This window comes from Flavobacterium sp. (genome assembly GCF_035760125.1).
Classification (GTDB): domain Bacteria; phylum Bacteroidota; class Bacteroidia; order Flavobacteriales; family Flavobacteriaceae; genus Flavobacterium.
Genome location: NZ_DASTTN010000414.1, coordinates 1 through 12025 on the forward strand (window position 1 = coordinate 1; position 12025 = coordinate 12025).

The following is a 12025-nucleotide window of genomic DNA, read 5'->3' on the forward strand; positions in this document are numbered from 1 at the left end:
TCGGCCACGCAACTGATGCAATTGCGACAAACCAAAACGTTCAGCACTTTCAATTACCATTACGGAAGCATTGGGTACATTTACGCCCACTTCAATAACGGTTGTGGCTACCATAATATTTGTTTTGCCTTCTGAGAAACGTTTCATTTCAGAATCTTTTTCATCAGGTTTCATTTTTCCGTGAAGAATCGAAACGGAATATTGTGGCAATGGAAAATCACGGGAAATACTTTCGTAACCATCCATCAAGTCTTTGTAGTCCATTTTTTCCGACTCCTGAATCAACGGATAAACGATATAAATTTGGCGACCCAGTGCAATTTCGTCCCGAATAAATTTCCATACTTTCAATCGATTGGAATCAAAACGGTGCACGGTTTGAATGGGTTTTCTGCCCGGAGGTAATTCATCAATAACGGAGATGTCTAAATCCCCATATAAACTCATCGCCAAAGTTCTAGGAATAGGAGTAGCTGTCATCACCAAAATATGGGGTGGAACTGAATTTTTCTTCCACAATTTGGATCGTTGTTCAACTCCAAAACGGTGTTGTTCATCAATTACCGCCAGGCCTAAATTTTGAAATTTCACTTTGTCTTCCAATAATGCGTGTGTACCAATGATAATTTGCAAAGTACCATTTTCCAGCTCTTCGTGTATGATTCTTCTAGCAGCAATTTTTGTTGAACCCGTGAGGATTTTTATATTTATATTTAAAGACTTCGCCAATTCTGACAGCCCTATAAAATGCTGATTAGCCAAAATCTCGGTCGGTGCCATCAAACAAGCTTGGTAGCCATTATCCAAAGCCAATAACATACTCATAAAAGCCACAATGGTTTTACCAGATCCTACGTCACCTTGTAGTAATCTGTTCATTTGAGCATTACTGCCCATGTCGGTTCTTATTTCCTTAATAACCCTTTTTTGAGCATTTGTTAATTCAAACGGTAAATGATTTTGATAAAACTCATTGAAAAATTCTCCTACTTTCGAAAACGGAAGTCCTTTGATTTTATGCTTCCGAATCAAATTCTTAGTAATCAGTTGTAGTTGAATAAAAAACAATTCTTCAAATTTTAATCGGAATTGGGCTTTTGCCAAAATTTCGGCACTTTTGGGAAAATGAATATTGAATAAAGCTGCATTTTTGGGAATCAACTTGAGTTCGTTTGTTAAATAAGAAGGCAAGGTTTCACTAAATAAAGCTTGAGTTTCGAGAAACAATTGTTGCATCATTTTATTCACAACGCGATTCGTTATTCCTCGATTGGTCAATGTTTCAGTCGAAGGATAAACGGGTTGCATCGCCGAACGCAAGCTTTTCTCATGCTCACTCAACAACTCGATTTCAGGATGAGCCATATTGTATTGACTACCGTATTGGGAGCATTTTCCAAAAATCACAATGACTTCGTTAAGCTTCAAACTCTCTTTAATCCATTTGTGTCCTTGAAACCAGTTGAGATCCATTTGTCCCGTATCGTCAACAAATGTGGCCACCAATCGTTTTTGGTTACGACCAAATTCAACAGTTTTAATATTAATGATTTTACCAACAATCTGTACTTCGGCAATATTGTTTTGCAACTCATTAATCTTATAATAACGAGTGCGGTCAATATAACGATTCGGAAAAAAATTGACTAAATCTCCGTATTTAAAAATCCCCAATTCCTTACGCAACAACGCGCCCCGATTGGGACCAACGCCTTTGAGATATTCTATGGGAGTTTCTAAGAGGTTATTGGACATTATAGATTATTTGGACTTTTGGACTATTAGATTGTTGGATTTATTAAACTAAAACAATCATTAAATCTTTCAAAAAAGAAAAAGCGAAGATAGTTTTTTGTTTGGAAATTTGAAAATGGGATTATTTAGGAAATTCCTATAATTCACAATACCTTTGAAATCAAATTAAAAAAACATAAAATGGTTATCGATAAAATTGAAAATTACAGACTATACAGCAAGCTTACCAAAAGATTGGCTAAAGGATTTGAATTTATTACTGAAACTGATTTAGTTTCAATAGAATCAGGGAAACACCAAATCGATAATGATGATGTTTTTGCTATTGTTCAAGAATACGACACCAAAGAAGAGAAAGATTGTGTTCTTGAAGGACACCACAAATACATCGACATTCAGTATGTTATTAAGGGAGTTGAATTAATGGGATTTGCTCCATTGACTAATCAGGTTTCTGTTGAAGAAAACTTAGAAAAAGATTATACTTTCTATAATGGAGAAACGTCAATGATTAGAGTGGAGGAGGGAATGTTTACTCTGTTTTTTCCGGAGGATTTACATAGACCATGTGTAAAAGCTGGACAAATTTCGAAAGTAAAAAAAGTGGTTGTTAAGGTAAAAATTTAACAAACTCTCCTTTACCATCAATTAACAGAATACTTTTCCTAAAATAAAACTAAAAAAATGACAACTCATCTCGCACTACTTCGTGGCATCAATGTTTCCGGTCACAATATGATAAAAATGGAAGCTTTGAAAACAACTTTAGAAGCTATTGGTTTTCAAAATGTACAAACCTATATCCAATCAGGAAATGTTTTTGTGGATACCGAAGAGGATAATGCGGCATCAGTTGGTTTCAAAATCAAACAGGAAATTTTCAAGGCTTTTGGGCACGAAGTTCCTATTGTTGTTATAGGGAAAACTGATTTGGAAAACTGTTTCAAAAACAATCCTTTTTTGAAAGAGAAAGAAGTTGACATTAAAAAATTATATGTAGCTTTTGTTTCCATAGCCTTGCGAAGTGACAGTATGAACGATTTAAAAATGAGTCAGGTAAAACCCGATGAAGCACATATCGATGAAAGCAGAATCTACATTAAATATTCTGTAGGAGCAGGAAAAACAAGATTTGACCAAAAATACATTGAGAAAAAACTGAATGTTACGGCAACAATTCGCAATTGGAATACCGTGACACAGTTGCTAAAAATGTATGAGGAGAGATAAATTTATCTTTTTCAAAAAAATAATTACACTTTGACGCAACCTTTTGCAATTTAAAGCATCTTATTAAGTAACTCTAAAACTTAAGGATGAAAAGTCTTGCTATTATTGTTATTTTCCTTGCTGTTTTTTCTTCTTGCACAAAAGACAAAGAAGAAACCACAACTACAGCCGATTATCATGGAAAATGGACATTAGTAAAAATGTCTGGATCCATGATTAATTCTGTAACCACAGGAACTGCAATGGATTGGCAAGAATCCTATTTGTTCAACAATAACGGAACATTTACAAAATCCAGAACCCGAAACACAGTCAAAACAACAGTTTCGGGTACATATACTACTCAAAATAATTCTGATGTTTTGTATTTAGAATTAACATATCCCAAGGAAAGCGAACTTATAGGAAGCTGTTATGGGAATCTAAAAGAAGAACTTTATTTTTCAGCTTCTACTACTTTGTCCAGTACCTGGAGAAACTGTGATGGCCCTGGATTAGATTACGAAAAGGTAAATTGATAAGGATTGTTTACCCGTATTGTTAATAATTTGATGTTTGGTTAATTTCAATTATTACAATTTTTGGAAAAGAGAACTCTAAAGTATTTTTACTTTATTGTTCTTTTTTTTTATTTATAACCAGAACTCGGTTGTTTCTATTTTTTAAATGATAGCAAAAAAAGACAGAATGCTAACACTTAGCCCCGATAGAAGTGAAAATCCTTATAAGCCGGGGTTCGGCTTATAAGATTGTAACGAATAGCGGGACTATAATCACAAAAAAGCCAAATGTTTCTGCTACAAAATTAATAATCGAGCTCATTTTTTTTTTAAATTCCTTAGAAAGAAAAAAAATATACCAACTGCAAAAAATATTTATATTTACTTTCTGATTTGTCAAAAACAAAGTGGCAACTAATCCTTAAATCAAAAAAAAAATGAAATTCAAACTTTCTATTATTCTCACTCTGGCTATAATTTGTACAACAATAGCTCAGAATGGCAATCCTAATGATTATTTATCGGCTCAATTTCATAAAGAACGGAGAGAAGCTTTACGTAAAAAAATGCCAAAGAATAGTGTAGCAGTTTTTTTTGGGAATGCTGTTCGAAATAGAGCTAATGATGTCGATTTTATATACCATCAGGATCCAGATTTTTATTATTTGACAGGATATAAAGAGCCTAATTGTGTCTTGGTGATTTTTTCGGATAATCAAACGAATAAAGAAGGCAAAAAATATAACGAACTACTTTATGTTCAAGAAAAAAATGCAAGAGCAGAACAATGGACTGGCGTTCGCTTGGGAGTTGATGGAGCCAAAAAAAGTTTGGGTTTTGAGAATGCTCTTAATGGAAAAGAATTTCTAAACTCTGGTATTGATTTTTATAGTTTTAGCAACGTGTTTTTTACTGATTTCAAAGACGATTATCGTGACTCTAAAAAAGAAGAGGCAAATTTATATAAATTAATTGGTTCGTTTAAAGGTCAAATTGGCTACAATACAAAAACAGAAGTCAAAACCGATTCTAATATTTCGAATGAAATCAATTCAACTAAAAGTATTGCAGCCAAAAAAGCGAATATAGACACTAAAGCTATCACTACCTATATGGCAAGTTTGCGTGAAGTTAAGTCTAAAGAAGAAATGGTTTTATTGACCAAAGCAGTTCGCATTTCAGCAATGGGGCAGCGCGAAACTATGAAAGCGATGCATCCAGGAATGTCTGAAGCAGAGATTCAAGGCATTCATGAATTTGTCTACAAAAAATATGGTAGTGAGTACGAAGGATATCCTTCAATAGTAGGAGCTGGAAATAACGGTTGTGTTTTGCATTATATTGAAAACAGCAAAATGAAGGTCGAAAATGATTTGGTTCTAATGGACTTAGGAGCTGAATATCACGGATATACAGCCGATGTAACCCGAACAATTCCCGCGAGCGGTAAATTTTCAGCTGAGCAAAAAATAATCTATGATTTAGTTTTTGAAGCCCAAGAAGCAGGTATTGCAACAGTTAAAATTGGAAATAGCTTTACGGCTCCAGACAAAGCTGCACGCGATATTATTACGAATGGTTTAATGAAATTAGGAATCATAAAAACAGCTGAAGAATCTAGAAAATATTTCCCTCACGGAACTTCACATCATATTGGACTGGATGTACACGATCCTGGAATGTACAACACATTTGAGAAAGATATGGTACTTACTGTTGAACCGGGTATTTATATTCCAAATGGAAGTGATTGTGATAAAAAATGGTGGGGAATTGCGGTGCGAATCGAAGATGACATCTTGGTAACTGATAATGATCCTATAAATTTATCTGCAGACGCACCTAGAAAATCTAATGAAATAGAAGTCCTTATGGCTGAAAAGAGCCTTTTCGACAATTTCAATTTACCAAAGCTAGACTAGAATATTTATTTTAATAAACCTAAAAGCTCCGTAACAACTAAATTACGGAGCTTTTTTATATACTTATTTTGACACCAGATCACAATACCAAAATCCATAGTCAAAAGCATCCGAAGCTGAAGTATCACAAGCAGTATCTGATGAATCTTCTTCTTTTGGTTTTTCATATTTACGATAAACCACTTCACCAATTTCAAATGAAATGGGTTTACTAAAAATTGGTCCATCAAAAGTAAAAGTATGGAATTCTCCATTTTCGCCGCAAACATCAACGTTTTCAGGTAAATCGTTTATAAAAGCCTGGTCAATAACACGTCCAACAAAACTTTTGTCCAAAAATCGTTCGTTAACACAAACCACAATCGTCTTGAAACCTAATGCTATGAATTCCTGAATCAAATCGGGAGTGGGAATTTTCCAAAGCGGGAACACACCTTCAAAACCTATTTCTGCCAATTTATCTTCTCTGTATTTTCGTAAATCCTCTAAAAAAATATCTCCAAAAATAGAGTGAGTAACTCCTTGTTCCTTTAATTTGAAGAGTGTAGTTTGCATAACTGCTTCGTACACTTCCATTGTTGGCATTTCGGGAATTTGCATAATTTCGAGCGGTAATCCAATACTTTGGGCTTGTTGTTCCAATAATTCTACCCGAACGCCATGCATAGAAATGCGCTGAAACTGCTGATTCACACTCGTTAACAAACAACTGATTTCATACTCATCATTTTGCAGGATTTTGTAAAGTGCCAAAGCAGAATCTTTACCGCTGCTCCAATTAAATAGGGCTTTCTTTTTCAATGGTTTTCTCTTAATTTATTCGGGTTTAATATGCAAATTTAGTACGATTTGTTGGTTAAACCTTTGTAACTTTGGATAACTTAGCTTCAAATTCAATTTTAATGAAATACCTTTTCCTGTTTCTATACACATTTGCATTCGCACAACAGACCAAATCGGTTGATTTCAAAACCGTTAGTGGTAATATCACCATTAATCCAAACAATAAAAGCATTAGTGGTGATGTTATCTATACGTTTGAAGTGTTGAAAGCCATTGATACTATCAAAATCGATGCACAGAATATGACGTTTACAGAAGTGAAACTGAAAGGCAAAAAGATTTCGTTTACCACGAATGGAAAAAAATTGTTTTTGATTTATCCATTCCAAAAAGGTAAAAATTCAATTCAGTTTTCATACGAGGCCAAACCTAAACAAACTTTATATTTTGTAGGTTCCGAAAACACAGACAATCTTGAGATTTGGACACAAGGACAAGGGAAATACACCAGTCATTGGTTCCCGAGTTTTGATGACGTCAATGAAAAAGTGATTTTCAATATGGATATTGTTTTTAATTCCAAGTACCAAGTATTATCCAACGGTGTTTTAAAAAACAAAATAGCTGATCAAAATGCAACCCATTGGAGTTACGAAATGAAAAAACCTATGAGTTCCTATTTATTGGTACTTGCAATTGGAAAATTTGACGAAAGCACACGAAAAGCTAAATCAGGAATCCCTTTGGAAATGTACATAAATCCAAAAGATATTGCTAAGCAAGAGCCAACCTATCGCTATTCCAAAGAAATGTTCGATTATTTGGAAAAGGAAATAGGAGTGAAGTACCCTTGGGAAATTTACAGACAAGTTCCGGTTTCAGAATTTTTGTATGCTGGAATGGAAAACACTAGTACAACATTATTTATGACCCGTTATGTGGTCGATGACGTTGGTTTTGAAGACAGAAGTTATACCAATGTCAATGCGCACGAGCTGGCGCATCAATGGTTTGGCGATTTGGTTACGGCAGAAAGCGGAAAAGACCATTGGCTTCAGGAAGGATTTGCGACTTATTATGCCTTGCTAGCAGAAAAAGAAATTTATGGGGAAGATTATTTTTATTCCAAATTATACGAATCGTCCATGCAACTCAAACAGGCCTCTAAAACAGATACTATTCCAGTTCTGAATACTAAAGCGAGTTCGTTGTCATTCTACCAAAAAGGAGCTTGGGCGTTACACGTTTTAAGAGAAGGAATAGGGGAGAAAGCTTTCAAAAAAACCGTGAAGAATTATCTAAAGAAATATGCCTATCAAAACGTGACTACACAAAATTTCTTTGATGAAATTAAAAAAGTTTCCAACTATGATTTGGTAAATTTCAGCAAGGTATGGCTGGAATCATCTACTTTTAACAGTGAAATAGCCAATGGATTATTAGCCAAAAATAAAACAATGCAAGTACAGCTTGAAGTTACCAAACTCAGAAACAAACCATTGGCAGATAAATTCGCTTTTTTTGAAAAAACACTGCAATCGGATGTGTATTCTTCAGTAAAAGCTTCTATTGTTGGGCAGCTGATGAAAGAGAAATTTGAAGATAAAAAACAATTATTGCGATTGGCGTTGCAAACCCAAAATGTCCAAGTTCGCCAAGCGGTAGCCAGCACACTTCAAAAAATACCCGAAGAATTCAGAGCAGATTATGAAACATTGCTAGATGATAAATCCTATCAAACTCAAGAATTTGCACTCTATTATTTGTGGAATAGTTTTGAAAATAAAAGAACGCAATATTTAGAAAAAACCAAAGATTGGATAGGATTTAATGATTTCAATCTGCGTATTCTGTGGTTGTCATTGGCGTTTTCAACACCGGAATATGCTGCAAACAAAGAAACGTATCTCCAGGAATTGGTCAATTATTCTTCAACCAATTATGAAGCAACGACAAGACAAAACGCTTTGGAATATTTGATTAATTTCGACGTGATTAACGAGGTTGTTTTAAAGAATTTAGTCAACGCGACTATACATCACATGTGGCAATTTTCTAAATTTGGAAGAGAAAATATTCGGATTTTATTAAAAAATCCTGAAATCAGAAGCGCTTTCCAAACGATATTACCCAGTTTGAATGAAAAAGAGCAATTTCAATTGGATCGGTTGTTGAAAGAGTAGGGATCTATAATTTCTGACTAATAATTTAAGAATTCACATCTCAGCAGATATAATAAATTAAATTTCAAGTCATTAAATAAAAAATCGTTAATCACTAATCAAAAATCTTAAATAATGAGGGCATTAGTCATTTCTGGTGGAGGTAGCAAAGGCGCATTTGCGGGTGGTGTCGCTCAATACTTGTTGCAAAACAAAGGGCGCACCTACGATTTATTTTTAGGAACATCAACCGGAAGTTTGCTGATTCCGCACCTGGCTTTGGGGAATATTGAAAAACTCCATACTATTTATACCAATGTCGGTATGGATCAAATATTTGACATCAATCCTTTTATTATCAAAAAGAAAAATAGAATAAATTACGTAACGATTAACCATTTCAACGTTGTTCGACAATTTTTGAGAGGAAAAAGAACTTTTGGCGAAAGCAGAAACCTTCAAAAATTCATCAAAACCAATCTATCGGTTCCCGAATTCGAATATTTAAAATCGTTGTCTACCGATGTAGTGATTACTGTCACTAACATTTCCAAAAACGAAGCTGAATACAAATCGATTAAAAACTGCACATACAATGAATTTTGCGATTGGATTTGGATATCCAGTAATTATATACCCTTCATGAGTTTAGTCAAAAAATACGGATGCGAATATGGTGATGGCGGATTTTCAAGTTTGGTTCCAATAAGAGAAGCCATTCATCGCGGTGCTACCGAAATAGACGTTATTATTCTGGAAACTGAAATCACATTAACCAAAACCACTTTGGGAAAGAATCCATTTTCACTAATGATCGATTTGTTTCTGTTTTCCTTAGATCAATTGGGAAAACACGATGTATCTATAGGAAAACTGTCAGCCACAAACCATAATGTAAAACTCAATTTATATTACACCCCAACCAAACTAACCAATAATGCCCTCATTTTTAATCAAAAAAAGATGAAAAAATGGTGGCAGTTAGGATTCAAATATGCCCAAAATAAAAGTGAAATTATGAGTGAAATTAGATGAGAAAAAAATCTTAAGAATCTAAGTTTCTTAGAAACTTAGATTCTCAAAAGATTACCACATCTGGCTTACTTCTTTTTTGATATAACCTAAAGCCGCATTGCTTGGCGTTTGTTTTTCCAATAAATCATTCAATATCGCTTCTCTCAATTGATCCGCATTATTTACAGTAGGACTCAAAGCTGCTTTGCGAATCATCTGAATCGTAGCATTTTTGGCAGTAGTGATGATTGTCCAACACTCATCGGTCATGTAGATTTGCTGCGCCAAATTGTGTTCAAATTCTTGTTCGATTTGGGCAATAACAAAATTTGCATAATCATTTTTATCCGTTGAAATCGGAGAAATTCTAATCAATAAATTTGAAAGACTAATGCGTTCCAAAAACAAAGTCATGCGCTCGTATGCTTGCAAACGCAAAGGCATCGAGTTTTTTTGCCCCTCTTTCATCAATAAATAACGACGTCTTCCTTCCTCATTTTTAGTATGTAAATTAAAAAAGTAATAAGCAACCATCCCAGTTATAATCGCAGGCAAGGTATAACTCAGTAATTCAAGCAATTTTGATAAATCCATTTTGTTTTCGTTTTAAAAAAAGCAAAAATAATGTTTTTGAAACTAAATCAATGGCAAATTTTTCGCAATAATATAAAGTGGAATGGTATTTTTGCGATCTCCCGCAAAGTCGCTGAGTCACAAAGTTTAAAACTGTTTTCTTTGCGACTCTGCACCTTTGAGAGTAAAAATCATATAGAATCGAAATTAAATCAAATGGAAACCTACATCATCGTATTACTTTGCTTAGCTGCCTTTTTTGCAGGATTTATAGATGCCATAGTAGGTGGTGGCGGACTAATACAAACACCCGTAGGACTCATACTATTACCCAATCTTCCTGTATCTACCGTGATAGGAACCTTAAAAATACCAGCCTTTAGTGGTACCTCATTTGCCGCTTACCAATACTTAAAAAGAGTTACTATCAATTGGAGAATCCTGATCATTATGATGCTGCTGGCTTTTCCTGCCGCATTTTTGGGATCTACATTATTGACCTATGTGAGTAATGATTTCATGAAACCTTTATTACTTGTAATTTTATCATTATTAGCAATTTACACTTATGCCAAGAAAAATTTCGGACAACATCAAGTCAGAGACATTTCTCCAAGAACACAAATTTTGAATGCCGTGGGAATCAGTTTTTTTGTGGGATTTTATGACGGATTCATTGGTCCTGGCACGGGAAGCTTCTTAGTTGTTGCCTTCATCGCCATAATGGGATTTGACTTCCTGCACGCTTCCGCCAATGCCAAGATGGTCAATCTCGCAACTAATTTTGGTTCTATTTGTCTATTCATGCTAAAAGGTAAAATCATTTGGGCAATCGCCTTACCCATGGCCGGTAGTAACGCAATAGGAGGATGGATAGGCGCCAAACTAGCCATCAATCGTGGAAACAAATTCATCCGAATCTTCTTTTTGGTAGTCGTTGTAGGCACACTGCTTCGATTTGCCTATGATGTATTTTTCAAGTAATACATTTTGTTATTTGGGCGTAACCACCACTAGAAAAAAGGGCTAACCAATAGTACCGCTTATACGCCCTTTTTCCTAGTGGTGGTCAGGCTATTCGCGCTACTTGGGTAGCTAGCTTCTATCCTTTACGCAGACATAACGGGATTAGTTAAAGTGAAGTTTTTTTAGATTATTAACAAATGTCATACATGACTATTTTTTCATATTTTTATTACTATTAAATATCATATTGGGCAGGATATAGCAAATATGATTGCTTCGTTCCTCAAAAGGACATAACCATCATTATTGATTATCTAACAATTTGATCTAGACAAATATTCTAAAAATAATAATACTAAATGATACAAAACAAAGGCACAATTAAAGTCCCAAAAGTAAAGTTTGATGAAAGTGAAAATTTAGTAATTGTAGCTTCACCAACTTCATCCAAACATGATTTTGATTTTTATCAGGGCAAATGGAAACTTAAAAACCGAAAACTAAAATCGCGTTTGGACAATTGCAAGGAATGGATTGAATTTGAATCAACCCAAGAAATGTATAGCATACTGAATGGCATTGGAAATATTGACAATTATCTTGCAACATTTGATGGTGAATCTTTTGAGGGAATGTCACTGAGACTTTTTAATCCAAAAACAAAACTTTGGACTATTTATTGGGCAGATTCGAACGAAGGCATATTACAGCCAGGTGTTGTGGGTTCTTTTGAAAATAACATCGCCCATTTTTTCACAAAAGACATATTTAATGGAAAAGAAATAATAGTTGCGTTCCGTTGGGACGCTAGAGACAAAGACAACCCTATTTGGAGTCAGGCATTTTCGGAAGATAAGGGTGAAAACTGGGAATGGAATTGGTACATGTATTTTAGTACTTTTGACAAAATTTGAAAACAAACAAGAATTTCACGGATTGTCACAAATTTGCTAGTGGAATTATTACATTACTGCAATAACCACATCTATTAGTGAAAATCAGTAAAATTCTTGTTTAAATTAGTCTTAACTAAAAATCATTTATCAACGCATTCAACAGTTGTAAATTTATATTTGACTTTTTCAAAATCAATTGGTGTGTCTTTAGCAAAATAGGAGCG

General features: G+C 34.4%; 11 protein-coding genes. 8 read left to right on the top strand and 3 right to left on the bottom strand.

Going from position 1 to position 12025, the window contains the following annotated elements; genetic code table 11:
• A partial coding sequence (gene recG / locus VFS71_RS14595; RefSeq protein ID WP_326402134.1) for an ATP-dependent DNA helicase RecG occupies positions 1-1755 on the bottom strand: 1755 nt, incomplete at its 3' end.
• A gap of 180 nt (positions 1756-1935) precedes the next feature.
• On the opposite strand from recG, the gene VFS71_RS14600 reads away from it, so the two are divergent.
• The 4 genes from VFS71_RS14600 (at position 1936) to VFS71_RS14615 (ending at position 5407) form a co-directional block, all read left to right on the top strand.
• Positions 1936-2382, top strand: a complete 447-nt coding sequence (locus VFS71_RS14600; protein WP_326402135.1) for a YhcH/YjgK/YiaL family protein — start codon at positions 1936-1938, stop codon at positions 2380-2382.
• A gap of 57 nt (positions 2383-2439) precedes the next feature.
• The gene (locus tag VFS71_RS14605; protein WP_326402136.1) at positions 2440-2985 is read left to right on the top strand and encodes a DUF1697 domain-containing protein; all 546 of its coding nucleotides are present in this window, start codon (positions 2440-2442) and stop codon (positions 2983-2985) included.
• An 86-nt stretch (positions 2986-3071) separates the two neighbouring features.
• Positions 3072-3503 (top strand): hypothetical protein, encoded by a 432-nt coding sequence (locus tag VFS71_RS14610; RefSeq protein WP_326402137.1) that lies wholly within the window; start codon positions 3072-3074, stop codon positions 3501-3503.
• Positions 3504-3922: 419 nt separating this feature from the next.
• Positions 3923-5407: an aminopeptidase P N-terminal domain-containing protein gene (locus VFS71_RS14615; protein ID WP_326402138.1), complete on the top strand. Its 1485-nt coding sequence runs from the start codon at positions 3923-3925 to the stop codon at positions 5405-5407.
• Between the two features lie 63 nt (positions 5408-5470).
• On the opposite strand, the gene VFS71_RS14620 is transcribed toward VFS71_RS14615, so the two are convergent.
• Entirely contained in the window at positions 5471-6208 is a 738-nt protein-coding gene (locus VFS71_RS14620) for a diphthine--ammonia ligase (RefSeq protein WP_326402139.1), read from the bottom strand.
• A gap of 101 nt (positions 6209-6309) precedes the next feature.
• Between VFS71_RS14620 and VFS71_RS14625 the strand changes: the two genes are divergently transcribed.
• Together VFS71_RS14625 and VFS71_RS14630 are read left to right on the top strand one after the other, a co-directional pair.
• A complete protein-coding gene (locus VFS71_RS14625) occupies positions 6310-8373 on the top strand; it encodes a M1 family metallopeptidase (protein WP_326402140.1) in 2064 nt (687 codons plus the stop codon).
• Between the two features lie 114 nt (positions 8374-8487).
• On the top strand, positions 8488-9387 hold the full coding sequence (locus VFS71_RS14630; RefSeq protein ID WP_326402141.1) for a patatin-like phospholipase family protein: 900 nt from the start codon (positions 8488-8490) through the stop codon (positions 9385-9387).
• 51 nt (positions 9388-9438) lie between these two features.
• On the opposite strand, the gene VFS71_RS14635 is transcribed toward VFS71_RS14630, so the two are convergent.
• Positions 9439-9960: a hypothetical protein gene (locus tag VFS71_RS14635; protein WP_326402142.1), complete on the bottom strand. Its 522-nt coding sequence runs from the start codon at positions 9958-9960 to the stop codon at positions 9439-9441.
• Between the two features lie 195 nt (positions 9961-10155).
• Here VFS71_RS14635 and VFS71_RS14640 point away from each other — a divergent pair, with 195 nt between their 5' ends.
• Positions 10156-10923 carry a sulfite exporter TauE/SafE family protein gene (locus tag VFS71_RS14640; RefSeq protein ID WP_326402143.1) on the top strand — a complete coding sequence of 256 codons (768 nt, stop codon included), beginning with the start codon at positions 10156-10158 and terminating at the stop codon, positions 10921-10923.
• A 341-nt stretch (positions 10924-11264) separates the two neighbouring features.
• Positions 11265-11819 carry a hypothetical protein gene (locus tag VFS71_RS14645; protein ID WP_326402145.1) on the top strand — a complete coding sequence of 185 codons (555 nt, stop codon included), beginning with the start codon at positions 11265-11267 and terminating at the stop codon, positions 11817-11819.
• The last annotated feature ends 206 nt before the right edge of the window (positions 11820-12025 follow it).

Bases quoted from the DNA above. Each gene is read 5' to 3' on its own strand.
- VFS71_RS14605 (WP_326402136.1), top strand. From the start codon at position 2,440: ATGACAACTCATCTCGCACTACTTCGTGGCATCAATGTTTCCGGTCAC.
- VFS71_RS14640 (WP_326402143.1), top strand. From the start codon at position 10,156: ATGGAAACCTACATCATCGTATTACTTTGCTTAGCTGCCTTTTTTGCA.
- VFS71_RS14615 (WP_326402138.1), top strand. From the start codon at position 3,923: ATGAAATTCAAACTTTCTATTATTCTCACTCTGGCTATAATTTGTACA.
- VFS71_RS14600 (WP_326402135.1), top strand. From the start codon at position 1,936: ATGGTTATCGATAAAATTGAAAATTACAGACTATACAGCAAGCTTACC.
- VFS71_RS14625 (WP_326402140.1), top strand. From the start codon at position 6,310: ATGAAATACCTTTTCCTGTTTCTATACACATTTGCATTCGCACAACAG.
- VFS71_RS14635 (WP_326402142.1), bottom strand. From the start codon at position 9,960: ATGGATTTATCAAAATTGCTTGAATTACTGAGTTATACCTTGCCTGCG.
- VFS71_RS14610 (WP_326402137.1), top strand. From the start codon at position 3,072: ATGAAAAGTCTTGCTATTATTGTTATTTTCCTTGCTGTTTTTTCTTCT.
- VFS71_RS14630 (WP_326402141.1), top strand. From the start codon at position 8,488: ATGAGGGCATTAGTCATTTCTGGTGGAGGTAGCAAAGGCGCATTTGCG.
- VFS71_RS14645 (WP_326402145.1), top strand. From the start codon at position 11,265: ATGATACAAAACAAAGGCACAATTAAAGTCCCAAAAGTAAAGTTTGAT.